Annotated in this window: 21 protein-coding genes and 1 pseudogene; 16 read left to right on the forward strand and 6 right to left on the reverse strand. The window is 72.2% G+C overall.

Going from position 1 to position 24,185, the window contains the following annotated elements:
• Nucleotides 1–26: 26 nt before the first annotated feature.
• Together ACQEVM_RS05240 and ACQEVM_RS05245 are read right to left on the reverse strand one after the other, a co-directional pair.
• A complete protein-coding gene (locus tag ACQEVM_RS05240) occupies nucleotides 27–1,355 on the reverse strand; it encodes a polysialyltransferase family glycosyltransferase (protein WP_433075519.1) in 1,329 nt (442 codons plus the stop codon).
• Nucleotides 1,352–2,326 carry a glycosyltransferase family 2 protein gene (locus ACQEVM_RS05245; protein WP_433075522.1) on the reverse strand — a complete coding sequence of 325 codons (975 nt, stop codon included), beginning with the start codon at nucleotides 2,324–2,326 and terminating at the stop codon, nucleotides 1,352–1,354. The genes ACQEVM_RS05240 and ACQEVM_RS05245 overlap by 4 nt, the downstream gene beginning before the upstream one ends.
• Before the next feature lie 155 nt (nucleotides 2,327–2,481).
• Between ACQEVM_RS05245 and ACQEVM_RS05250 the strand changes: the two genes are divergently transcribed.
• The 12 genes and pseudogenes from ACQEVM_RS05250 (at nucleotide 2,482) to ACQEVM_RS05305 (ending at nucleotide 16,264) form a co-directional block, all read left to right on the forward strand.
• Nucleotides 2,482–3,900 (forward strand): DUF6716 putative glycosyltransferase, encoded by a 1,419-nt coding sequence (locus ACQEVM_RS05250; protein WP_433075525.1) that lies wholly within the window; start codon nucleotides 2,482–2,484, stop codon nucleotides 3,898–3,900.
• A gap of 56 nt (nucleotides 3,901–3,956) precedes the next feature.
• Nucleotides 3,957–4,316 (forward strand): annotated as a pseudogene (locus ACQEVM_RS05255) (cytidylyltransferase domain-containing protein); the annotation flags it as partial.
• Nucleotides 4,317–4,748: 432 nt separating this feature from the next.
• Nucleotides 4,749–5,657, forward strand: a complete 909-nt coding sequence (locus ACQEVM_RS05260; protein ID WP_433079815.1) for an N-acetylneuraminate synthase family protein — start codon at nucleotides 4,749–4,751, stop codon at nucleotides 5,655–5,657.
• A gap of 73 nt (nucleotides 5,658–5,730) precedes the next feature.
• The gene (locus ACQEVM_RS05265) at nucleotides 5,731–6,954 is read left to right on the forward strand and encodes a hypothetical protein (protein WP_433075528.1); all 1,224 of its coding nucleotides are present in this window, start codon (nucleotides 5,731–5,733) and stop codon (nucleotides 6,952–6,954) included.
• A gap of 137 nt (nucleotides 6,955–7,091) precedes the next feature.
• Entirely contained in the window at nucleotides 7,092–8,360 is a 1,269-nt protein-coding gene (locus ACQEVM_RS05270) for an amidohydrolase (protein ID WP_433079817.1), read from the forward strand.
• Nucleotides 8,361–8,643: 283 nt separating this feature from the next.
• Nucleotides 8,644–9,711: a BMP family lipoprotein gene (locus ACQEVM_RS05275; protein WP_433075531.1), complete on the forward strand. Its 1,068-nt coding sequence runs from the start codon at nucleotides 8,644–8,646 to the stop codon at nucleotides 9,709–9,711.
• A 143-nt stretch (nucleotides 9,712–9,854) separates the two neighbouring features.
• Nucleotides 9,855–11,594 (forward strand): ABC transporter ATP-binding protein, encoded by a 1,740-nt coding sequence (locus ACQEVM_RS05280; RefSeq protein ID WP_433075534.1) that lies wholly within the window; start codon nucleotides 9,855–9,857, stop codon nucleotides 11,592–11,594.
• Nucleotides 11,591–12,706, forward strand: a complete 1,116-nt coding sequence (locus ACQEVM_RS05285; protein WP_433075537.1) for an ABC transporter permease — start codon at nucleotides 11,591–11,593, stop codon at nucleotides 12,704–12,706. The genes ACQEVM_RS05280 and ACQEVM_RS05285 overlap by 4 nt, the downstream gene beginning before the upstream one ends.
• Entirely contained in the window at nucleotides 12,703–13,968 is a 1,266-nt protein-coding gene (locus tag ACQEVM_RS05290) for an ABC transporter permease (RefSeq protein ID WP_433075540.1), read from the forward strand. Before ACQEVM_RS05285 ends, ACQEVM_RS05290 begins: the two co-directional genes overlap by 4 nt.
• Nucleotides 13,965–14,363, forward strand: coding sequence for a cytidine deaminase (locus tag ACQEVM_RS05295; RefSeq protein WP_078999525.1), 399 nt, complete (start codon nucleotides 13,965–13,967; stop codon nucleotides 14,361–14,363). Before ACQEVM_RS05290 ends, ACQEVM_RS05295 begins: the two co-directional genes overlap by 4 nt.
• Before the next feature lie 132 nt (nucleotides 14,364–14,495).
• On the forward strand, nucleotides 14,496–15,773 hold the full coding sequence (locus ACQEVM_RS05300; RefSeq protein ID WP_351379916.1) for a thymidine phosphorylase: 1,278 nt from the start codon (nucleotides 14,496–14,498) through the stop codon (nucleotides 15,771–15,773).
• Between the two features lie 140 nt (nucleotides 15,774–15,913).
• The gene (locus tag ACQEVM_RS05305) at nucleotides 15,914–16,264 is read left to right on the forward strand and encodes an STAS domain-containing protein (protein WP_433075545.1); all 351 of its coding nucleotides are present in this window, start codon (nucleotides 15,914–15,916) and stop codon (nucleotides 16,262–16,264) included.
• On the opposite strand, the gene ACQEVM_RS05310 is transcribed toward ACQEVM_RS05305, so the two are convergent.
• The gene (locus tag ACQEVM_RS05310; protein ID WP_433075548.1) at nucleotides 16,160–17,158 is read right to left on the reverse strand and encodes a sigma-70 family RNA polymerase sigma factor; all 999 of its coding nucleotides are present in this window, start codon (nucleotides 17,156–17,158) and stop codon (nucleotides 16,160–16,162) included. The two genes, ACQEVM_RS05305 and ACQEVM_RS05310, sit on opposite strands and share 105 nt — an antisense overlap.
• A 166-nt stretch (nucleotides 17,159–17,324) precedes the next feature.
• The gene (locus ACQEVM_RS05315) at nucleotides 17,325–18,614 is read right to left on the reverse strand and encodes an MFS transporter (RefSeq protein WP_433075551.1); all 1,290 of its coding nucleotides are present in this window, start codon (nucleotides 18,612–18,614) and stop codon (nucleotides 17,325–17,327) included.
• Between the two features lie 98 nt (nucleotides 18,615–18,712).
• On the opposite strand from ACQEVM_RS05315, the gene ACQEVM_RS05320 reads away from it, so the two are divergent.
• Nucleotides 18,713–19,651, forward strand: a complete 939-nt coding sequence (locus ACQEVM_RS05320; RefSeq protein ID WP_433075554.1) for a LysR family transcriptional regulator — start codon at nucleotides 18,713–18,715, stop codon at nucleotides 19,649–19,651.
• Nucleotides 19,652–19,714: 63 nt separating this feature from the next.
• Here ACQEVM_RS05320 and ACQEVM_RS05325 read toward each other — a convergent pair whose 3' ends face one another.
• Nucleotides 19,715–20,713, reverse strand: coding sequence for a LuxR C-terminal-related transcriptional regulator (locus ACQEVM_RS05325; RefSeq protein ID WP_433075557.1), 999 nt, complete (start codon nucleotides 20,711–20,713; stop codon nucleotides 19,715–19,717).
• Nucleotides 20,714–20,874: 161 nt separating this feature from the next.
• Between ACQEVM_RS05325 and ACQEVM_RS05330 the strand changes: the two genes are divergently transcribed.
• Both ACQEVM_RS05330 and ACQEVM_RS05335 read left to right on the forward strand, forming a co-directional pair.
• Nucleotides 20,875–21,231 (forward strand): hypothetical protein, encoded by a 357-nt coding sequence (locus tag ACQEVM_RS05330; protein WP_433075560.1) that lies wholly within the window; start codon nucleotides 20,875–20,877, stop codon nucleotides 21,229–21,231.
• A gap of 87 nt (nucleotides 21,232–21,318) precedes the next feature.
• Nucleotides 21,319–22,113 (forward strand): ATP-grasp domain-containing protein, encoded by a 795-nt coding sequence (locus ACQEVM_RS05335; RefSeq protein ID WP_433079819.1) that lies wholly within the window; start codon nucleotides 21,319–21,321, stop codon nucleotides 22,111–22,113.
• Nucleotides 22,114–22,158: 45 nt separating this feature from the next.
• Here the strand turns inward: ACQEVM_RS05335 and ACQEVM_RS05340 are convergent, their stop codons facing one another.
• Entirely contained in the window at nucleotides 22,159–22,878 is a 720-nt protein-coding gene (locus ACQEVM_RS05340; RefSeq protein WP_433075563.1) for an alpha/beta hydrolase, read from the reverse strand.
• Nucleotides 22,879–22,992: 114 nt separating this feature from the next.
• On the opposite strand from ACQEVM_RS05340, the gene ACQEVM_RS05345 reads away from it, so the two are divergent.
• Nucleotides 22,993–24,141, forward strand: coding sequence for an adenosine deaminase (locus tag ACQEVM_RS05345; protein WP_433075566.1), 1,149 nt, complete (start codon nucleotides 22,993–22,995; stop codon nucleotides 24,139–24,141).
• Nucleotides 24,142–24,185: the final 44 nt, after the last annotated feature.

The following is a 24,185-nucleotide window of genomic DNA, read 5'->3' on the forward strand; positions in this document are numbered from 1 at the left end:
GGAGCCGGACCGGCCCCCGCCGGGCGTCAGCGCAGCCGGCGCAGCACCGGGAACCGGCGCAGCAGCCGACGGCCCGCCCGGCGCACGAGCCGGTTGCGCGGAAGGAACGACAGCCGCGCCGGGACCCCGCCCGGCAGCGCCAGCGCCGTCAGCCGGCGGCGCCTGAAGTACCGGGCGGTGTCCGCCGCCGGGTTCGCGGCCAGGTAGCGCTCCGCGTCCGCCCGTCGCTCCGTGAGCACGCGCGGCTGCATCGTGAAGCCCACCGCCGCCACCAAGGCGGGCAGGTCGACGACGCGCGGGGGTTCGCCCGCCCCCGCGAGGTCCGGCACCAGCGCGTCCACCAGGACCAGCGGGATCCGGTTGCTGTTCTCGTACGGGGTCAACCGCTCCAGCATCGCTCCCGTACCGGTCCGGGCGACCGGAATCCCGTACAGCGTCGACGCCGTCAACAGGCCCGTCGAGAAGCAGCCCACCACCAGCGCCGGCCGCAGCCGCTCGTACAGGGTCTCCGCCAACACCGGCTCCGTGATCACCGTCAGCCGCGCCCCCAACCGCCGCGCCTCCTCCTCGGCCCGCCGCGAGTACGCCACCGGCGCGCTCGGGTGCGGTTTGAAGACCAGCTCGCGATGGCCCCGGGCGTACGCGCCGCGCACCATCTCCGCGTGCAGGTCCTCCTCCTCGGCCGCGGACAGCAGCTCCAGCGCGGCGAGGTACTGGCCCAACAGGATCGCCGGGGATTCACCGACGTGCGCCGGCGGCTCCCCGTACGAGGTCAGCTCCGCCAGCACCTTCAGGAAGTCCGCCGCGGGCACCGGTTCCGCCGGCACGGCGAACTCGGTCAGCAGCAACGGCTCCAATCCCGGTACCAGGTCCAGGTGCAGGACCCGCCGCACGCGCATCCCGATCCGCGGGTCGAGCCGGACGCGGGTGGGGCCGTAACTCATCAGCCCGTCGGCGTACACGTCGACGGCCGCGCCCGGGAACACCTGGCACAGGCCCTGCGCCGGCGGTACCTGAAGGGACTCCACGACCAGTTCGACCCGGTCCTCCCCGAGCCCCCACGACTCCCTCAACTGCCTTTCCCACAAGGGGACGTCCTCGGCGCGCGGGGTCCAGGTGCCCGGGTGCTGCGGCGCGATGAACGCGTTCCAGTCGCGCACCTCGTCGAAGCGTCGGCGCAGCGCGTCGAACCCCGGCATCGCGGTGAGCCCGGGGGTGATCTCGGGGGTGACGGAGTGGTTGCTCGTCAGCAGGATCCGCCGGCCGGCGGGCGGGAAGACGCCCGCGTCGACGCCGGCCGCGAGCGTCGCCGCGCCGTACGGGGTGGAGGCGAGGAAGATCTGGGTGACGTTCACGCGGCGGCTCCCGCCGGGCCGCGGCGGCGCAGCCTGCGCAGCCGCGTGGAGCGCTCGGCGTCCATCGAGTCCAAGGCCTGCTCCAACACCGCGCGGGGCATGCGCGCGAGGGCTGCCGCGCTCATCGCGCGGAGTTTTCTGGCCACGGCCGGTTCGAACCTTTCGATGGATCCGATGTGGTGCGCGATGATGGCGCAATAGGTGCGGACGGCTTTCGGCAGCAGCAGATCGGATTCCCGGTCGGCCGCCGCCTCCGAAAGGACTTGATCGAATGCTCGAATGAAATCGAGCTGGCGCTCGTCGCCGATCTGGGTCAGTGAGGTGGAAATGCCGCGCCGATAGAAAACCCCCGGCAATCCGACCGGCGCGAAGGACCTCGCCTCCCGGTGCAGCCGCCAGATCCACGGCCGGTCCTCCGCCGTCCGCAGCCCGTCGGTGAAGTGCAGCAGGCCCCGGTCCAGCAGCCGCCGGTGGTACATCCCCGCCCAGGCGAACGGATAGTCCACCGCCGTGGCCCGCCCGGCCGGCAGGATCCCGGCCCGCGGATCGGCCACCACCCCCTGCGGCCCGTACGGGACACGCTGCACACTGCGCGCCCGCCCTGTGACCTGGACATGGTCCGTACGGACGAAATCGCAGCTCAGGGCCTCGATGGCGGCCACCGTGCGGGCCAGGTGACCGGGCGCCAGCCAATCGTCCCCGTCGAGGAAGGCGAGGTACTCGCCGCGCGCCGCGTCCAACCCGGTGTTGCGGGCGGTGGCCAGGCCGCCGTTCTCGTCCCGTCCGAGGAACACCGCGCCGGGCAGCTCGGCGGCGGCCCGCTCCAACAGTTCGGGCGTCCCGTCCGTCGACCGGTCGTCGACCAGCAGGAACTCGAAGTCCTCCCGAGCATTGAGTGCGAGGCTTTTCAGGGCATCCGGGGCATATGTCTGCATGTTGAAGAACGGCACGACGACAGAGAGCTTCACCACCAGCGAGACATTAGGGCGCCGTCCGGCATTCACCGTGACCCGGGCGCGTATTCCATGTGAACGACGTGGGGCGGGCGCGTTAACCGGTCCGCTTTCGCGTTTCGTCGACGGGTTGTTAACCAGCTGTTGTGCGCTCGTTGGGCCGATCACCGGAAATGCGGAATAACTTCGGCCGGGTGCCAGCCAGTAGCAGTCGTGGCGATCGACGCATCGCCGTACTCGCAGATTCCGACACGCGGTGGAAATGGGGTGCCCTCACCGCGCGCCGCCTCGCACCCGACCACCCCCCCACCGGATACCTGCTGCGCGGTCGGGCGACCCCCACGGCGCGCCAACTCGGCGAGGTCGGCGTGGAGACGGCCGCGGGAACGGCTGACGGCGCCCCCGGGCCGACCGAGGTGACCTGCGCCGAGTTCCTCGCGGAGATCGCCCCCGGACGCGAGCGCCACGACGTGGTCGTCCTCGCCCTCGTCGGCGGCGCCGTCCAGGCCGTCCTGCACGGGGCTCGCGCCCTGTGGCCCGACCCGGCCGCGCGCCCCGTGTTCGTCACCGGCTACGTCGGGGTCGTCTACGAGAAACTCGCCGACGGTCTGTTGCTGCGGCACGGCGCCGACCTCGTCCTCGCCAACTCCCGTCACGACACGGGCCGGTTCCGCGCCGTATACGAAGGTGTGGGCGCCGACCCGGACGCCGTCACCGAGACCGCGCTGCCCTTCCTGGGAGGCGCCCCCCACGTGCCCGACGCGGGCCGCGCCCGGACGGTCGTCTTCGCCGTCCAGCCCTCCGTGCCGGAGAGCCGCGCGGACCGCGCGTACCTCCTCGCGCGAGCCGCCGGGCACGCCCGACGCCACCCCGACCGACAGGTGTCGGTCAAACTCCGCAGCCGGCCCGGAGAGCACACCACCCACCTGGAGGAGCACCCCTACCAACGCCTCGCCGACCGCCTGCCGGGCGGGATGCCCGCCAACTGCCGTCTGGTGTACGGGAACATGGGCGAGGTGCTGGACGCCGCCGACCTCCTGGTCACGGTGTCCTCCACCGCCGCCCTGGAATCCCTGCACCGGGGCATTCCGACCGCCGTCCTGACCGACCTCGGCATCCGCGAGGCGCTCGGCAACCACCACTTCCTCGGCTCCGGCTGCCTGGCCTCCTGGGACCAACTGGACGAGGGGTTGCTGCCGCGCGCGGACCCGGACTGGCTGGCCGACCAGGGCGTGGCCCCGATCGCCGGGCCGGGCGCCCCCGCACGGAACGCCGACACGGCCGCGCCCGGATCCGCCGACCCCTTCGGTGCCGCCCGCGCACGACTCGCCGACCTCCTGGGAAGGCCCCAACTCCCGCCCGTGGCGCCGTACTACACCCCGGTCACCGCCCCCGGATACCTCCCGGGCATCCTCGCCCGCCACCACCTCGCCCCCGACGGGACCCCGCTGCCCGGCGCCGCCGAACGGGACGCGGGGCGATCCCCGGCCCGCCGCTGGCTCCGCGCGCACCTGCGCGAGGCCGCGCGGGGCGCCTACCGGCACGGCGTCCAGCGGGTGGCCCCCGTGATCCGACGCCTGGGGGAGCTGTGAGCACCCGCCGCGCACCCCTGACCCGCGTCGCGGGTTCCGGGCCGAGGGTGCTCGCGGTGATCCCCGCCCGCGGCGGCTCCAAGGGCGTCCCCGGCAAGAACCTCGCCCTCGTCGGCGGAACCCCGCTCGTGTCACGGGCCGTACGCGCCTGCCTGGCCGCGCCGACCGTCACCGACGTGCTCGTCTCCACCGACTCCGAGGCCATCGCACGGGCGGCCCGGGCCGCCGGGGCCCACGCGGTGCGCCGCCCCGCCGCGCTCTCCGGGGACACCGCGAGCAGCGAGGCCGCACTGCTGCACGCGCTGGACTCGTTCGAGGAACTCCACTCCGTCACCGTCGACGTGGTCCTCCTGGTCCAGTGCACGAGCCCCTTCCTCACCCCCTCCGACGTCGAGTCCGTGGCCGCCGCCGTCGCCTCCGGCGCCGCCGACTCCGCCCTGACCGTGGCCCCCTTCCACGGCTTCCTCTGGCGGACGGACGCCGACGGCTCGGGCCTCGGGGTCAACCACGAGACGACCCACCGCCCCCGCCGCCAGGACCGCCCGCAGGACCTGCTGGAGACCGGCGCCGCCTACGCGATGGCCGCCGCCGGGTTCCGTGCCGCCCGGCACCGCTTCTTCGGCCGCACCCTCCCCGTCGCCACCGACCCGGCGCGGGTGCTGGAGATCGACGACCCGCACGACCTGGCCCGGGCCCGCCTCGTCGCCCCGCTGTTCGAACCCGGACCCGAGCCCCACCCCGGACCCGAAGCCCACCCCGGACCCGAACTCCACCCCGAACCAGGCCTTCTCGTACGCCCCGACCCGAACCCCGTACCCGCACGCACCGTTCGAAGGACGTCACCTGACATGAGCTCCACCACCAACTCCCGCCTCCGCAACTTCGGTTCGCGCACCGCCGGTCCCGGTCACCCCGTCTACGTCGTCGGCGAGATCGGCATCAACCACAACGGTGACCTCGGCAACGCCTTCGCGCTCATCGACGCCGCCGCCGAAGCCGGCTGCGACGCCGTCAAGTTCCAGAAGCGCACCCCCGAGATCTGCACCCCGCGCGACCAGTGGGACATCGAACGCGACACCCCCTGGGGCCGGATGACCTACATCGACTACCGCCACCGCGTCGAGTTCGACGAGGCCGACTACCTGGCCATAAACGAGCACTGCGCCAAGCGCGGCATCGACTGGTTCGCCTCCCCGTGGGACACCGAGGCCGTCGCCTTCCTGGAGAAGTTCGACGTCCCCGCCCACAAGGTGGCCTCCGCCTCCCTCACCGACGACGAACTGCTGCGCGCGCTGCGCGCCACCGGACGCACCGTCGTCCTGTCCACCGGCATGTCCACCCCCCGGCAGATCCGGCACGCCGTCGAGGTGCTCGGTAGCGACAACATCCTGCTCTGCCACGCCACTTCGACCTACCCCGCCAAGGCCGAGGAGCTCAACCTGAAGGTGATCGAAACCCTTCGGGAGGAGTACCCCAACGTGCCCATCGGCTACTCCGGCCACGAGACCGGCCTGCAGACCACCCTGGCCGCCGTCGCCCTCGGCGCCACCTTCGTCGAGCGCCACATCACCCTCGACCGGGCGATGTGGGGCTCCGACCAGGCCGCCTCCGTCGAGCCGGGCGGCCTGACCCGCCTGGTCCGCGACATCCGCACCATCGAGACCGCCCTCGGCGACGGCGTCAAGCGCGTCTACGAGTCCGAGCTGGCCCCCATGAAGAAGCTCCGCCGCTTCCAGGGCGACCTCACCGCGGTCTGACCGTCCCGCTCCGCCCCGGCGCGGCCCGCGGTCCCGGCGCGCGCGGTACCCCGCACCTGACGAGGAGAACGTGGTGATCCCTTCCGCATCCACCCTGGCCTTCGTGGAAAGCCCGGTCCAGCTGCTGAACGTCCTGGAGTGGGCCCACGCGCGCCGAGCCGCCGACGGGCCCGCCCGAACCGACGACGCGGCCGCCCGCGAGACCGCGGGCCGGCTGCTGGACGGCGTCCCGCGCCAGCCCGGGCGATCCACCCCACGGGCGACCGCCGGGGATCGGGCCGCCGGCCCGCGCACCCCGTCCGGCTCCGGGGCGCCCGGCCCGCAGGCACCGACGATCGTGGTCCTCCCGCCCACCGACCCGATGTCCCGGGGACAACTGCGCCGGGTCGCGGGACTCGCCCGCGACGAGGGGTACACCGTCCACTGGCAGGAGGCGCGCGGGGGCGCCGGCGCCCCGTTCAAGGCACTGGCCGCGCTCGCCGCCGACGTCCGCAGGGCCGAGCGGATCGTGGTGGGCGACCCCTTCTCGCGCTTCGTCCAGCTCCTGCTGGCCCCGGCACGGGCCGCCGAACTGGTCGTCGTCGACGACGGCACCGCCACCATGGAGTTCGTCGCGCAGCTCGGGCGCGGGGAGCGGCTGCGCCGCTGGCACCGCACGGGGGCCGGCGCCGGGGCCCGGGTGCGCGAACTCGCGTACGCCCCGGTGTCGGGGACCGCGCGCCGCCGGCTGACCCCGGGCGGTGACCGTCGCCGGGTGGAGGTGTTCACCTCGATGCCGGTCACCCCGCTGCCCGGGATGGACGTCCGGCTCAACGACTTCGCCTGGACCCGGTCCCGTTTCGGCCCGCCCCGCCTGACCAGGGGAACGGACCTGGTCGGCACCTCGCTCGTGGAGACGGGCGTGGTGGACCCGGCCCGCTATCGGGCCGCCGTCCTGGCCCTGACCAGGGAACACGGCGCGACCCGCTACTTCGCGCACCGCCGCGAGTCCCCGGAGAAGCTGCGCGCGCTGAGCGAGGCGACCGGGCTGGAGATCGTCCGCCCGGACCTGCCGCTGGAGCTGATCGCCCGGCGGGGCCCGGTGGGCCGCACCATCGTCAGCTTCCCGTCCACGGTCGTCCACACCCTGCCGTACGCCCTGATCGGCGCCGGCGTCACCGTGGCCGTGTGCGAGGTCGATCCCGACTGGCTCACCGCCGGCGCCTCGCCGCGGGCCCGCGGCTTCCTGGCCGGGGTCACCGACACCGCCCGTGATGTGCGCAGACTCCCCGCTCAGACCGCTCAGGCGACCGGATGAGCGCGCGAGTTTACCCGCGCACGCATACGGTCATGCGTCCAGAGGTCGGGTTTCTTTCCCCTAACGGCATGAACTTTTTGTGATCTCCAGCCAGTTGACCCGTCGGTGGGCCTACCCTTAAACGGGTGAACCAGTTGATGTCCCGCGAGTCCCAGACCGCCCTGCCCGGCAAGCCCGACCGGCCCGAGCTGCCCGGCAAGCTTCCGGACCACCTGCGTGCCGAACTGATCGCCTTCCGCCGGGACTTGCACATGCATCCCGAGTTGGGACACCAGGAGGTCCGCACCACGGCTGCGATCAAGGCCCGGTTGGAGCAGGCCGGCCTGCGACCACGGGTGCTGAAGTCCGGCACCGGCCTCATCTGTGACGTGGGGACGTGGGACGGCGGCCGTCCGATGCTTGCCCTGCGCGCGGACATCGACGCCCTGCCCATCCCGGACGCCAAGGTGCACGTCGAGTACCGGTCCACCATCCCGGACCGCGCGCACGCCTGCGGACACGACGTCCACACCTCGGTCGTGCTCGGCGCCGGCCTGGTGCTCGCCGAACTCGACCGGCAGGGGCTGCTCCCGCACCCGGTGCGCCTGCTCTTCCAGCCCGCCGAGGAGGTCCTGCCCGGCGGCGCGAGCGACGCCATCGAATCCGGGGTGCTCGACGGCGTCGGCAAGATCATCGCGGTGCACTGCGACCCCCGCGTGGACTCGGGGCGGATCGGACTGCGGTCCGGCCCCATCACCTCGGCCTGTGACCGCCTGGAGGTCACCCTGGCCGGCCCGGGCGGGCACACCGCCCGCCCGCACCTGACCACCGACCTGGTGACGGCCGCCGCCCGGGTCGCCGTGGACGTTCCGGCCGTGCTGGCCCGCCGGATGGACGCCCGCTCGGGCATGTCCGTCACCTGGGGCCGGATCGAGTCCGGGCATGCCTGCAACGTCATCCCGATGCACGCGGAACTGTCCGGAACCGTTCGCTGCCTGGACATCAACGCCTGGCACGAGGCCCCCGACCAGATCCACGCGGCCATCGACGAGATCGCGACCCTGCACGGGGCCAAGTCGGAGATCACCTACGTCCGGGGCGTCCCGCCGGTGGTCAACGACCCGGCGGTCACCGAACTGCTCCGCGAGTCCATGGCGGCCCGCCTCGGCGTGGAGTCGATCGAGGACACCGAGCAGAGCCTGGGCGGGGAGGACTTCTCCTGGTACCTGGAGCACATGCCCGGCGCCATGGCCCGCCTGGGCGTCCGCAAGCCCGGGGACACGACCAAGAAGGACCTGCACCGGGGCGACTTCGACGTGGACGAGTCCGCGATCGGGGTCGGCGTGGAGTTCTTCACCGCCGCGGCCCTGCTCGACGGGCGGGGCGAGGTCCGACTCGACGCCCACCGGGGGCGGTCGGCCGGATAACGCCGCCCGCCCGGCGCCGACCCCGGCAACAGGGTCGCGGTCGAGGTCGCGGTCAAGCCCCGGCAAAGTCCCTACATCATCCGGCGGTCGGTGGGTATACGTGTCCAGCCCTTGGTACACAAGGGCTGGGCGCAAGAGGAGTCACCGATCGGTCACTGTCCGGTTCGCGACGATCCGATAACGACTCATGAACGGGCCTTTAACTGACATCTACGCGCGTTACGATCGCCGCGAAACCAGCGCCGGTCGTGGCGCTTCGGTCAGGTTTTGAAGGAGCCTCCCCTTGCGCCGGATCACCAGGATCGCCACCGTGGGCCTCGCGTCCGCCGCGCTGGCCCTCTCGGCCACCGCCTGTGGCGGTAAGAAGTCGTCTGACAGCCCCTCGTCCTCCTCCTCGGAGACGAAGGCCGCCGCCGGCGCCGCCATCGCGTACGACATCGGTGGCCGCGGCGACCAGTCGTTCAACGACGCCGCCTTCGCGGGCCTCGAGAAGGCCAAGTCGGAGCTGAAGATCACCACCGCCGAGGCGGAGCCCACGGACGGCGAGGGCGAGGCCGACAAGGTCCAGCGCCTCACCGAGCTGGCCCGCAAGGGCAACAACCCGGTCATCGGCGTCGGTTTCGCCTATGCCCCGGCCATCAAGAAGGTCGCGCCGAAGTTCCCGAACACCACGTTCGGCATCATCGACGACACCTCGGTGACCGGCAAGAACATCGCCAACCTGGTCTTCAACGAGGAGCAGGGCTCCTACCTGGCCGGCGTCGCCGCCGCCAAGGTCTCGAAGACCGGCACGGTCGGCTTCATCGGCGGTGTCGAGGTTCCGCTGATCAAGAAGTTCGAGGCGGGCTTCACCCAGGGCGTCAAGGACACCAACCCGAACGCCAAGGTGCTGTCGGCCTACCTGACGCAGCCCCCGGACTTCGGTGGCTTCTCCAAGCCCGACCTGGGCAAGGCCGCCGCCAACGGCCAGATGGACGCGGGCGGCGCCGACGTGGTCTACGCCGCCGCCGGTCTCGCGGGCTCCGGTGCCATCGAGGCCGCCTCGGCCAAGGGCAAGTGGGCCATCGGCGTCGACTCCGACCAGTACAACCAGGCCGGTCTGTCGAAGTACAAGGAGCACATCCTGACCTCGGTCACCAAGGACGTCTCCGACTCGGTCTACAACCTGATCAAGTCGGTCAAGGACGGCAAGCCGGAGAACGGCGAGATCCGTTACGGCCTGGACAAGGACGGCGTCGGCCTGGCCGCCTCCAACCCCGAGTACAAGAAGATGGCTGAAGTCCTCGCCGCGGTGGAGAAGGCCAAGGCCGACATCATCGCCAAGAAGATCACCGTCAAGACCGCCCCGTAAGGGCCGTCCGACATGCGGTAATGGTCTCCGGGGTCCGGGAAGCGGTCTCTATCGCTCCCGGGCCCCGAGCCGTGTTCGGTGTTCCTTGTGGTCAGTTGGCCGCAAGTTTTCACTTTCGACAGTGCTACGCGCGTAGAGGCATCGTGGACGCGATACCTTCTCTCCCCGCCCTGTCCTCCTGCCTCCAGCTCCTTCCGCGCCAAGGAGAGTGCGTCATCAACGCGTCCAGCCCCCCTCTCGCCGTAGAACTGCACGGCATCACCAAGCGTTTCCCCGGCGTCGTCGCCAACAAGGACATCGCGATCACCGTCCGCAAGGGCACGGTCCACGCCCTCGTCGGTGAGAACGGCGCCGGCAAGTCGACCCTGATGAAGATCCTCTACGGCATGCAGAAGCCGGACGAGGGCACCATCGCCATCGACGGGGAGCAGGTCACCTTCTCCAGCCCCGGCGACGCCATCGCCCGCGGCATCGGCATGGTGCACCAGCACTTCATGCTGGCCGACAACCTCACCGTCCTGGAGAACGTGGTTCTCGGCGGCGAGAAGCTCTACGGCATCGGCGCCAAGGCCCGCAAGAAGATCAGGGAGATCTCGGACGCGTACGGCCTCGGCGTGCGCCCCGACGCCCTGGTCGAGGACCTCGGGGTCGCCGACCGCCAGCGCGTGGAGATCCTCAAGGTCCTCTACCGCGGCGCGAAGATCCTCATCCTCGACGAGCCGACCGCCGTGCTCGTGCCGCAGGAAGTGGACGCGCTCTTCGACAACCTGCGCGAGCTCAAGGCCGAAGGCCTGACCGTCATCTTCATCTCGCACAAGCTGGGCGAGGTCCTGAAGGTCGCGGACGACATCACCGTCATCCGTCGAGGCACCACGGTCGGCACCGCCGACCCGCGCAACACCACCACCAAGCAGCTCGCCGAGCTGATGGTCGGCTCCGAACTCCCTTCCCCGGAGACCCGCGAGTCGACCGTGACGGACGTCCCGATGCTGAAGGTGGCGGGCCTGACCGTCGCCGAGGGCGGCGTTCCCCCCGTCAACACCGAGGACACCGCGCGCACGCCGGGCCTGCCCGACGCCTTCGTCCACGAGCCGGCCGGCGTCGGCCGCCTGCTCCTGGACGACATCGCCTTCACGATCCACAAGGGCGAGGTCCTCGGCATCGCGGGCGTCGAGGGCAACGGCCAGACGGAGTTGATCGAAGCCCTGATGGGCATGACGACCCCGGACGCCGGCGTCATCACCCTCGACGGAACCGAGATCACCAAGGCGTCGGTCCGCAAGCGCCGCGAGGGCGGCATCGGGTACATCCCCGAGGACCGCCACCGGCACGGCCTGTTGCTGGAATCCCCGCTGTGGGAGAACCGCATCCTGGGCCACGTCACCGAGTCGCCGAACTCCAAGCGCGGCATCCTCGACCCGAAGGCCGCCCGCAAGGACACCGAGCGGATCGTGCGCGAGTACGACGTCCGCACGCCCGGCATCGAGGTGACGGCGGCCTCGCTCTCCGGCGGCAACCAGCAGAAGCTGATCGTCGGCCGCGAGATGAGCCACAACCCGAAGTTCCTCATCGCCGCCCACCCCACCCGCGGTGTGGACGTCGGCGCGCAGGCGCAGATCTGGGACGCCATCCGCGAGGCCCGCCGCGAGGGTCTGGCCGTGCTCCTGATCTCCGCGGACCTGGACGAGCTGATCGGCCTGTCCGACACCCTGCGCGTGATCTACCGCGGCCGCCTGGTCGCGGACGCGAACCCCGCGACCGTCACCCCCGAGGAACTCGGCACCGCCATGACGGGCGCCGCCTCCGGGCACCTGGAAGCCACCGACAACCACTCCGCCGGTACCGACGCTGGTGCCGATGCCCCGGAGGACGAGGCCCGATGAAGAAATTCGACAAGGACCGGCTGCTCCTCGGCTTCGCCGGCCCCGCGCTCGCGCTGGTCAGCGCGTTCCTGCTGACCATGGCCGTGCTGGCGGCGACGGGCGTGGACCCGATCGAGCCCATGCGCCTCATGGTCGAGAACGCCTCCTATGAGGACGTGCAGGTCCTCATCGTGAACCAGGCCGGTACGTACTACCTGGCGGCCCTGGCCGTGGCCATCGGCTTCCGGATGAACCTCTTCAACATCGGCGTCGACGGCCAGTACCGCCTCGCCGCGATGGTCTCGGCCGTGGTCGGCACCGCCGTCACCCTGCCGGGCCCGCTGCACATCCTGCTGATCGTGGTCGTCGCCATGCTGACCGGTGCCTTCTGGGCCGGCATCGCGGGTGTCCTGAAGGCCAAGCGCGGGGTCAGCGAGGTCGTCTCCACGATCATGCTGAACGCCATCGCGACCAGCCTGATCGCCTGGCTGATCCTGCCGAAGAACCTCGGCATCCAGCCGGAGGGCTCCAACGACCTGACGACGGGCGACATCGCCGAGTCCGGCTGGTTCCCGGCGCTGACCATCGGTGACGGCCTGGAGATCTACGGCTTCACCTTCGTGGCCTTCGCCCTCGGCATCGTCTACTGGTTCGTGCTCAACCGCACCCGCTTCGGCTTCGACCTGCGCGCCACCGGCGCCAGCGAGTCCGCCGCCCAGGCGTCCGGTGTGGACGCCAAGAAGATGATCATCACCTCGATGCTGATCTCGGGCGCCGTCGCCGGTCTGTCCGGCATGCCGCAGCTGCTGGGCGAGACCCACACGTACAACCTCTCCTTCCCGGTCGGTGTCGGCTTCACCGGCATCACCATCGCGCTGCTCGGCCGCAACAGCCCGGTCGGCATCCTCCTCGCCGCGTTCCTGATGGCCTTCATCGACAAGGCCTCGGCCTCGCTCGACACGGCCGGGTACGCGAAGGAGATCGGCACGATCATGAAGGGCCTCATCGTGATCGCGGTCGTCGTCTCGTACGAGCTCGTCCGCCGTTACGGCATCCGCCGCCAGCAGCAGAAGGTCGGCGAGGAACTGGCCGCGGGCCACGCCATCAAGACCGACAAGGAGGTCGCGGCGTGAGCACCAGCACCGTTTCCGCGACGGCCGCCGCCCCGAAGAAGTCCGGCGGCCGCCAGAAGCTCAGCCTGCCCTGGATCATGCTGATCATCGCGGGTGGTCTCGCGCTGATCTCCCTGGTCCGCGTCATCAGCGGCGCCAACGACCTGACCTCGGTCGGTCAGGTGTCGGGCGCCCTGTCCCTCGCCGTGCCGATCGGCCTCGCCGGTCTCGGCGGTCTGTGGGCCGAGCGCGCGGGCGTCGTCAACATCGGCCTCGAAGGCATGATGATCCTCGGCACCTGGTTCGGTGCCTGGGCCGGTTACCAGTGGGGCCCCTGGACCGGTGTGATGGCCGGCATCATCGGTGGCGCCATCGGCGGCCTGCTGCACGCGATCATCACGATCACCTTCAACGTCAACCACATCGTCTCCGGTGTGGCCGTGAACATCCTCGCCCTGGGCTTCACCCAGTACCTGTCGAACTTCACCTTCGCGGACGCGCCGGGCGGCTCCTCCAAGCAGTCCCCGTCGATCGAACCGATCTACAAGATCACCGTGCCGGGGTTGTCCGACTGGATGTCCGACCTCCAGGGCAAGCACTGGTTCTTCATCTCGGACCTGGCCGGCGTCATCGGCGGTCTGGTGACCGAGCTGTCGCTGCTGACCGTCGTCGCGCTGCTGCTGATCCCGGGCACCTGGTGGGTGCTGTGGCGCACCACCTTCGGCCTGCGACTGCGGTCCTGTGGCGAGAACCCGGTGGCCGCCGAGTCCCTCGGCGTCAACGTGTACAAGTACAAGTACATCGCCGTGATCGTCTCGGGCGGCCTGGCCGGCCTCGGCGGCGCGTTCCTGTCGATCGTCGCCAGCTCGATCTACCAGGAGGGGCAGACCGGCGGTCGCGGTTACATCGGTCTCGCCGCGATGATCTTCGGTAACTGGATGCCCGGCGGCATGGCGCTCGGCGCGGGCCTGTTCGGCTTCATCGACAGCCTCAAGCTGCGCGGTGGCGCCGAGAACGTCCACGCGCTGCTGCTGCTCGTCGCGATCGTGCTGCTGCTCGCCGCGCTCTGGCAGGGCTACAAGAAGAAGTACGTCCCGGCGGCCGTCTCCGCGGTCTTCGCCGTGCTGATCTACCTCTGGTACGCCGTGACCGACTCGGTCCCGAGCCAGTTCGTGGACGCCGCCCCGTACGTCACCACCCTGCTGGTGCTCGCGCTCTCCGCGCAGCGCCTGAGGATGCCGAAGGCGGACGGCATGCCGTACCGCAAGGGCCAGGGCAAGTGACGACGGCCGACGCCCCGGACTGGGACGGCCTGCGCAAGGCGGCCCGGGACGCGATGTCCCGGGCGTACGCCCCCTACTCGGGCTTCCCGGTCGGGGTGGCGGCGCTGGTCGACGACGGCCGCACCATCGTCGGCTGCAACGTGGAGAACGCCAGCTACGGCCTCGGCCTGTGCGCCGAATGCGGTCTGGTGTCCTCCCTCCAGGCCACGGGCGGCGGCCGACTGACGCACTTCACGTGCGTGGACGGCAAGGGCGACATCCTGGTCCCGTGCGGCCGTTGTCGCCAACTGCTGTTCGAGTTCGGCGGTCCCGAACTCCAGGTGGAGACGCCGGAGGGCATCCTGCCGCTCTCCGCGATGCTCCCGCAGGCCTTCGGGCCCGACCACCTCAGATAGCCGCGTTCCTGTGACGGCCCTTCCGCCCGCGTGCGGAAGGGCCGTTCCCCTTCACCCCTCCCATGCCACCCCGCATGCCTCTATGCGCGTAGAGTTTTCGAACGTACGCACCGCCGGAAGGAAGTCACCCTCATGGACGTCATCTCCGTCATCCGCACCAAGCGCGACCGCGGCGAACTCAGCCCCGAGCAGATCGACTGGGTCATCGACGCGTACACGCGCGGCGTGGTCGCCGACGAGCAGATGTCCTCGCTGGCGATGGCCATCCTGCTCAACGGCATGAACCGTGCCGAGATCGCCCGCTGGACCGCCGCGATGATCGCCTCCGGCGAGCGGATGAACTTCGACTCCCTCTCCCGCCCCACCGCCGACAAGCACTCCACCGGCGGCGTCGGCGACAAGATCACCCTGCCGCTCGCCCCGCTCGTCGCCGCCTGCGGCGCGGCCGTCCCGCAGCTCTCCGGCCGCGGCCTCGGCCACACCGGCGGCACCCTGGACAAGCTGGAGTCCATCCCCGGCTGGCGCGCCCTGCTCTCCAACGAGGAGATGCTGCACGTCCTCGACACCACCGGCGCCGTCATCTGCGCGGCGGGCGACGGCCTGGCCCCGGCCGACAAGAAGCTGTACGCGCTGCGCGACGTCACCGGCACCGTCGAGGCCATCCCGCTCATCGCCTCCTCGATCATGTCGAAGAAGATCGCCGAAGGCACCGGCTCGCTGGTCCTGGACGTCAAGGTCGGCAGCGGCGCCTTCATGAAGAACATCGAGGACGCGCGCGAGCTGGCCTCGACGATGGTCGCCCTCGGCACCGACAGCGGCGTCAAGACCATCGCCCTGCTCACCGACATGTCCACCCCCCTCGGTCTGACCGCCGGCAACGCGCTGGAGATCCGCGAGTCCGTCGAGGTCCTCGCCGGCGGCGGCCCCTCCGACGTGGTCGAGCTGACCCTGGCCCTGGCCCGCGAGATGCTGGACGCGGCGGGCATCAAGGACGCCGACCCGGAGAAGGCCCTGGCCGACGGCTCCGCGATGGACGTCTGGCGCCGGATGATCTCCGCCCAGGGCGGAGACCCGGACGCGGCCCTGCCGGTGGCCCGCGAGCAGCACGTGGTCACCGCCCCCGAGTCCGGCGTGCTGACCCGCCTGGACGCCTACGGCGTGGGCGTCGGCGCCTGGCGCCTGGGCGCCGGCCGCGCGCGCAAGGAGGACCCGGTGCAGGCCGGCGCGGGCATCGAGATGCACGCCAAGCCGGGCGACACCGTGGTGGCGGGCCAGCCGCTGATGACCCTGCACACCGACACCCCGGAGAAGTTCGACTACGCGCTGTCCGCGCTGGACGGCACCTTCGACATCGCCGCGGCGGGAACCTCGTTCACCGCCACTCCGATCGTCCTGGACCGCATCGCCTGACCTGCGGCCGCCTTCGGGTGAACGGGACCGGTGGACCCCCCACCGGTCCCGTTCGTCGTACCGGGCGCCGGGCCACGCCCCGGCAGAGGGCCGAGCCCCATGACCGATGAGTTACGGGCCCCCCGGAGGTCCACCCTGGTGTGGACACGACGGAACCCGAACCCCTGACCGTCCCCGGGCCCGCTCCGCTGCCCCGGGACGTCGCCGCGCTCTGCGCACGCATCGGCCGGCTCGCCCGGGACGGCCCCCGCGAGGTGACGTGCGACGTCAGCGCGCTGACCCGGCCCGGCCTCGGCGCCGTGGACGCGGTGGCCCGACTGGCCCTCGCGGCCCGCCGGGCCGGCATCCGGCTCCGACTCACCGGCGCCGGCCCGTCCCTGCGCGCGCTACTGGGCCTCGTCGGTCTCGCCGAGTTGCTGGGGGAGCCCGAAGAGCGGGAACCACCGGGCGGTGTCCAGGAAGGCGTTGAGCCCGACGATCTTCCCGTCTGAGATCTCCAACACCTGGAGCGCCCACGGCTCGTGCCCCGGCAGTCCGTCCCCGCGCGGCCGGTACTGGCCGAAGGCCGGCATGCCGTTCGCCGTGGTCGCGATCAATCGGGAGCCCTTGCAGCCGATGCCCTGGTTCAGGTGCCAGGCCGCGATGTCCTCGTGGCCCCGGAGCCACAGGTCGAACGGCGGCATCGACAGCACGGCGTCCTCGTGCAGCAGGGTGGTGAGGCGGGTGATGTCGTACGCCTCGAAGGCGCTCAGGTACTGCTCCAGCAGTCGCGCCTGGTCCGCGTCCAACGGATCCGCCGGGTCGCTCTCGCGGATCCCCTGACCCGCCAGCGTCGCCCGCGCCCGCTGGAGCGCGCTGTTCACCGAGGCCACCGTGGTCTCCAGGAGGGTGGCGACCTCGTCCGCCTTCCAGGCCAGCACCTCGCGCAGGATCAGCACCGCCCGCTGCTTCGCCGGCAGGTGCTGGAGCGCCGCCACGAAGGCCAGCCGGACCGACTCCTTCGCCAGCGCCATCTCCGCCGGGTCGGCGGTCTGCGGCAGCACCCGCCCGTCGGGGACCGGCTCCAGCCACGTCACCTCGGCCCGTTCGTTCAGCACGGCGGAGGCCTGGTGCTGCGGGGCCCCGAGGTCCATCGGGCGGGCCCGCTTCTTCCCCGCGTTCAGCAGGTCCAGGCAGACGTTGGTCGCGATCCGGTACAGCCAGGAGCGCAGCGAGGAGCGCCCCTCGAACTTCCCGTGGGCCCGCCAGGCACGGATGTACGTGTCCTGCACCGCGTCCTCGGCGTCGAAGGAGGAGCCGAGCATGCGGTAGCAGTAGCCGGTCAGTTCGACCCGGTAGCGGTCCATGGCCGCATCCAGCTCCGGGCTGGTCGCAAGGTCACTCATGGCGTCGATCCCCCTGGTCGGTCCGATACCCGGGAAGCTACCGGAGGGCTCTGACAATCGCCTCCGCAACGCCCCGACCAGGCCGAACGCCCCACCGGGCCGGGTACGCCGGCGGGGACGCACCCTCGGGCACGTCCCCGCCCGCGCCGCGTTCAGCGGGTACGCGTCACCGGGCGGCCGCAGCGGCCATCGGTCGACGCTCGGTACGGGCCGCGTGCGACCCGTACAGGGTGATCGACACGACGCCCAGCACCGCCAGCAGCGCGATCCCGACCGTGGCCGCCCAACCCGAGGCGTGGTAGGCGAGCGCGCCCAGGGTGCCGCCCGCGCTGGAGCCCAGGTAGTACGCGGACTGGTACAGCGCCGAGGCCTGCGCCCGACCCGTCTTCGCCGTCCGGCTCACCGCCGCCGAGGCCACCGCGTGCCCCGCGAAGAAGCCCGCGGTGATCAGCACCAGCCCGGCCAGGATCGCGGCGAGCGAGTCCGCCAGCGACAGCAGCAGCCCCAGAGCCGTCGTGGTCACGGCCAGGTACAGCGCGCCGCGCCGCCCGGCCCGCGCCACCAGCCGGCCGGCTGCCGCGGAGGAGACCGTGCCGACCAGGTACACCAGGAAGACCGAGCCGACCACGCCCTGTCCGAGCGAGAACTCGTCGACCAGGCGGAACCCGACGACCGTGTACACCGCCCCGAAGACGGTCATGAACAGCGCGCCGATCCCGTACAGCCGCAGCAGCAGCGGATCCCTCAGGTGACCGGCGACCGTGCGGCCCACGGCGCGCGGGTTCAGCGACGCCGGCCGGAAGAACCGGGCCCGGGGCAGCAGCACCAGGAAGGCCACCGCGCAGGCCAGGGACATCAGCCCGACGGTCAGCAGACCGGCCCGCCAGCCCCACGCCTGCGCCGCCCAGCCGGTGACGATGCGTCCGCTCATGCCCCCGATGGAGTTGCCCGCGACGAACAGGCCGATCGCCCCGACCAGTGCCTTCGGCTTGACCTCCTCGGCCAGGTACGCCATGGCGGAGGCCGGGATGCCGGCGATGGCCGCGCCCTGCACCGCGCGGAGCACGATCAGCCACTCCAGGTTCGGCGCGAAGGGGACGAGGAGTCCGAGACCGACGGCGATCACCATCGACCAGGTCATCATCCGGGTCCGCCCGAACCGCTCGGACAGCGCGCTGAGCGGCAGGACGAACAGCGCGAGCGCGCCGGTGGCCGCGGACACCGTCCAACTGGCCTGCCCCGCCGTCACGCCGAAGCCGGCGGAGACCGCGGGCAGCAGTGCCTGGGTGGAGTAGAGGAGGGCGAAGGTGGCGAGCCCGGCGGCGAAGAGCGCGAGGCTCATCCGGCGGTAGCCGGGGCGGCCGGGGGAGTGGGGCTCCGGTCGGGGCTCCGGTGCGGGAAACGACAAGGGGGAGGCACCCGGGATGACGGGTGCCCCGGTATGAGCGGGAGGCATGCCAAAACCGTAGGCCCGCGTTTTTGATGCGTCCAATGCATGGATTCGCGATAATCGATCCACTGCTGCATCACCACAGGTCACAGGGGCGCATGTCAATGAACCGTTACGAAGAAGACATGGCGGTGACAAGCCTGCTGGCCCCTCGGCTGGCGTGGTTCGTCGCCGTGGCCCGGCACGAGCACGTCACGCGCGCCGCCCACGAACTGGGCGTGCCGCAGTCCACCCTGTCCCGGGCCGTGGTCCGCCTCGAACAGGACCTGGGCGTCACGCTGTTCGCCCGCAAGGGACGTACCGTCGCCCTCACCACCGCCGGGCGCACCTTCCTCGCCTCGGCCGAGGGCGCCCTCGCGGAGATCGCCCGCGCGGCCGAGTCCGTACAGCAGGACGCCGACCCCACCGCCGGCAAGGTCGCCTTCGGCTTCCTGCACACCCTGGGGTCCGAGACCGTCCCCGGCCTGATCCGCGCCTTCCGCGCCGACCACCCGCGCATCCGCTTCTCCCTCGTCCAGAACTACGGCGAGGCCATGCTGGAGCGGCTGCGCGCCGGCGAACTCGACCTCTGCCTCACCTCACCGCTGCCCGACGCCCCCGACCTGGTGGCCCGCCGCCTCGACGAACAACGGCTGCGCCTGGTCGTGCCGGACGACCACCGCCTCGCCGGCCGCAAACGCATCCGGCTGGCCGAGGCGGCCGAGGAAACCTTCGTCACCCTGGAGCCCGGCTACGGTCTGCGCCGCATCACCGACGACCTGTGCGCGGAGGCCGGGTTCACCCCCAAGGTCGCCTTCGAGGGGGAGGAGGCCGAGACCCTGCGCGGCCTCGTCGCGGCCGGCCTCGGCGTCGCCCTGCTGCCGCCGCCCGCCGTGGCCCGGCCGGGGGTGGTCGAACTGACGGTGACGGCGCCCCGCGCGGTCCGCGAGATCGGCGTCGCCTGGCTCGACGGGCATCCCGACACGCCTCCGGTCGCGGAGTTCAAGCGCTTCCTGCTGTCCCGGCGAGGCCGCCTGATCCCGGAGCTGCAGGGCCCGATCTGACGGCCGGGCCGGGCCGGGCCGGGCCGTGCCGTGCCGGGCCGCGGCCCCGGGCCGGCCGCGTGCCTACTCCCGCGGTGCGGCCGGCTCCAGGGCCGCCGCCGTGGACAGCAAGTACCCGGCCTGGAAGCGGGACTTCGCCCCGACGGCCCGCATGATCTCCGCGATGTGCCGCTGACAGGTCCGCTCCGACATCCCGAGCCGGCGCGCGATCACCTTGTCCTCCAGCCCCTCCGACAGCAGCCGCACGATGGTCTGCCGCAGTTCGTCCGACAGTGTCCGGGCCGCCTCCGGACTCACCGTCACCGGGAACGGTTCCGCGTCCAACCAGGAGCGGTCGAACGCCGACGTCATGAAGTGCACGACGCTCGGCTCCCGCACCACCAGGGCGGCACCGCCCCGGTCCGGCACCGCCATCAGGCCCGTGCGCCGGTCGAAGACCAACATCCGCATCAGCCCGTCGCCCAGCGTCCGCACCTGCGCGCCCAGCGCCGTCACCCGCTCCACGTAGGCCGCGGTCGGACGCGAGTACCGGGCCGTGTGCTGGTAGATCGTCCGCATCCGGACCCCGCGAGCCAACAACGCCTCGTCCCGCCCGATCGACTCCTCCAGCACCTCCAGGGGCCGCCCGCCGCCCGGCTGCGAGGTCAGCATCTCCTCCTCGGCGGACGCGGCCAGCTCGGCGATCAGCCCCCGTACCGCCCCCAGGTCGGTCACCAGCTCCAGCCGGCCGGCCCCGCTCAGGTCCCGGTGCGCGGCCCCCGCCTCGTACGCCGGCACGAGCCCCTCCAGCCGCCCCCGCAGCCGGTCCATCTCGTCGTGGGTCTCGCGCACGAGCAGCGCCAGCGGGGCCAACGCCCGGGCCGCCGCCGCCCGGGGGGCCACCGCGCTCCACCGCTCCGGTCCGGCCTCGGGAGACCGCTGGAGCAGGTGCGCCGCCGACAGTTCGGTGATCGCCGCCGCCGCACGCACGCCCAGCGCCGCCGTCGCCTCCGGGGGCGTGAAGGCGTGCCGCTCCACCGCGAACGCGTAGAGGCGCCGCGCCGCGGGGCTCAGTTCGCCCATGTCTCGGACCTCATCGGCTGGCATATGCATATTCGTCCCGGCCTGTGAATGTTTGTAAACCCCTCGTGTTCCCGCAAGGCGGCAAGACGACCCCCGGCCGACCGCCTGCGGCATATGCCGAACCGGCACAGTGGAGCCACGGCGTGAAGGGGGAGCGCGGTATGCGGCAGCGGACGGCCGACCAACGGCACCGGCCCGTGGCAGTCCTGCTGAGTCCTCGCCCCGCCGTGGTCGCGGCCGCCCGCCGTGCGGGCGCGCGCACCGTGGTGGTCGCGCCGGATCCATCGGTGCCATCCGACCGTGAGGGGGCGGAGCGGCGGGTACGGACGGACTGGCGCGACCACCCGCGCCTCGTGGGGGCGGTCGGCCGGCTGGAGGAGGTCCGCCGCGGCCGGGCCGCCGTCTTCGGCTTCGACCCCGCGGGCTCCCTCGCCGCCGCCCGCGCCAACGAGGAACTCGGCCTGCCCGGCACCCCCACCGCCGCCGTCACCGCCCTCATGGACAAAGCCGGCCTGTGAGCCCGCGCCAACGCTCTCCACGCCGCCCACCCCGTCTCCTTCGCCCGCTGCGGCCGCGCCGACCTCATCCCCTTCATCACCACCCTCATCGGCTACCCCTGCGTCATCAAGCCCCGCTGGGGCGTCGACGGAGAGGGCGTACGACTGGTCGCCGACCCGGCCGGGGCCCGCTCCGCCGCCCGCGGCTACCCGGCCGTCACCGACCTGCTCGTCGAGGAGTACCTCGAAGGACCCGAGTTGGCCGTCGCGGCCCTCTCCCGGGAAGGCCGCCACCGCGTCCTCGGCTGGTCACGGCGGACCCCCGCCGCCGGCCCCGACCTCACCGCGACCGGCCACCGGCTGCCGATCGCCCTGGACGCGACGGCGGCCGAGGCCGTCAGGACCCTCGTACGCGCGGTCCTCGACCTCGCCGGGCACCGCGACGGCCCGTCCCACACCGAGGTCGTGCTCACCCCACGCGGCCCCCGGCTGATCGAGGCCCACGCCCGACCCGGCGCCGACGAGCTGACCCACCTGCTCCGGCTCGCCCACGGCACCGACGTGCTCGGACTGGCGCCGGCCGCCGGACTCGGCCTCCCCGAACCACCGCGCCGGCCGCGCGCCGCCCACGCCGGGCTGCGGTACGTGGACTTCCCGCCCGGCTGGCGCACCGACGGGGCCGGTCCGGGCGTCGCGGCGGCCCGGGCCGTGCCCGGCGTCGTCCGGGTCCACCTGGACGTCCCGCGCGGAGCGGTCGTCCGCCGCCCGCCGACCGGCGCGCGGCACCACGCGTACGTACTCGCCGCAGCGCCCACCGCGGGCTCGCTGGGCGCCGCCCTGGACCGGGCCACGGGCCTGCTGGGCGGCCGGCACGACACGCCCGGGGTCCACGTGGTGCGCTGACCCCGGCGGCCCGTCCCGGACGGTCCACCGGGACGGGCCGGCGCGTCAGCCCCGCAGGGACCGACCGAACCCGGAGGCGAGCGGCATCCGCAGGCCCAGCGGCGGCGGCGCCGCGAGCGCGTCCGTGACGGGCCGCGAGTACCGGCCCGAGAACACCGCTCCGAGTACGAAGTCCACGGCCAGCGCCACCACTTCCGCCTGGTGCTCGCGCAGCCCGTGCCCGTCCGAATGCACCTCGAAGCGGCAGGTCGAACGGTTCGCCTTCTTCGCCCGTGTCGCCAGCAGGAAGGAGGACTCCGGGTCGCTGCGGGCGTCGTTGGTCCCGTGCACGATCAGCACCTGTCGTCCCGAGAGCTGTTTCACCGGTTCGGGGGGATCCTCCCGGCTCGGCCCGCCCAGACAGGGGGCGAGCGCGAGAACCGAGTTGACCGCCGCGTGGCCCCCCGCGCGCAGCACCGCCCGACCCCCGGCGTCGTAGCCGACCAGGCAGACCGGCACGTCCCCGTACCGGCGCACCACCTCGTCCGCCGCCCACTGCGCGTCCTCCTCCCGGGCCCCGGCCCCGTGCAGGACGGGGTGCGTGACCAACCCGTGCGCCGCGCCCGAGCGCGCCAGCGCCCGCGCGAGCGGACGCAGCGGCCCGGGGGACCATCTGGACGCTCCGGGGAGGAGGAGCACCACACCACTGACCGTCGTGACCGGGCCGTTCGCGCCGGCCGCCCGCCCCAGGCGGGCCCCGCGCGCCGGCGGCGCATGCTGTGCCATGGCGGAACAGTCTCAGACCGACAGGTGTACGCCACCCGTCCGCACGGTCACTGTTACGTATCGACGGCCGTCGCGGGCACCCTGCTCTACGCGCGTAGGAGCTAGAGTGCCCAGATGACGAGCGAGACCCTCAACGTGCCCACCCCGGATCAGATCCGCCGCTCCCCGAAGGTGCTCCTGCACGACCACCTCGACGGTGGACTGCGCCCCGGGACCATCATCGAGCTGGCGCAGGAGGCCGGCTACGAGAACCTTCCCGAGACCGATGCCGACAAGCTGGGCATCTGGTTCCGGGAAGCCGCCGACTCCGGCTCCCTCCCGCGCTACCTGGAGACGTTCGCGCACACCTGCGCCGTCATGCAGACGAAGGCCGCCCTGTTCCGGGTCGCCGCGGAGTGCGCCGAGGACCTGGCCGAGGACGGCGTCGTGTACGCCGAGATCCGCTACGCCCCCGAGCAGCACCTGGAGGCCGGCCTGACCCTCGAAGAGGTCGTCGAGGCGGTCAACGACGGCTTCCGCGAGGGCGAGCGCCGCGCCAAGGCGAACGGCCACCGCATCCGCGTCGGGGCGCTACTCACCGCGATGCGCCACGCGGCCCGCGCCCTGGAGATCGCCGAGCTGGCGAACCGGTACCGCGACAACGGCGTGGTCGGCTTCGACATCGCCGGCGCCGAGGCGGGGTTCCCTCCCACCCGCCACCTCGACGCCTTCGAGTACCTCAAGCGCGAGAACAACCACTTCACCATCCACGCGGGCGAGGCCTTCGGCCTCCCGTCGATCTGGCAGGCCCTGCAGTGGTGCGGCGCCGACCGCCTGGGCCACGGCGTGAAGATCATCGACGACATCGAGGTCGCCGCCGACGGCTCCGTGACGCTGGGGCGCCTGGCCTCCTACGTGCGCGACAAGCGCATCCCCCTGGAGATGTGCCCGACGTCGAACCTCCAGACGGCCGCGGCCGCCTCGTACGCCGAGCACCCGATCGGTCTGCTGCGCAAGCTGCACTTCCGGTTGACCGTCAACACCGACAACCGGCTGATGAGCGGTACGAGCATGAGCCGGGAGTTCGAGCACCTGGTCGACACCTTCGGCTACTCGTTGGACGACATGCAGTGGTTCACCGTCAATGCGATGAAGTCCGCGTTCATTCCTTTCGATGAACGACTGGCCATGATCAACGAGGTCATCAAGCCCGGTTATGCGGAGCTGAAGTCGGAATGGCTGTTCCGGCAGACCGCTTCGACCAGCGGTTCCGTCTCGGCCTAGGCCACGACCTGACGGACCGAAGGCGCCCGGGGCGAGCAATTCCC

Origin of the sequence: Streptomyces sp. CA-243310, assembly GCF_050936775.1 — a bacterium.
Classification (GTDB): domain Bacteria; phylum Actinomycetota; class Actinomycetes; order Streptomycetales; family Streptomycetaceae; genus Streptomyces.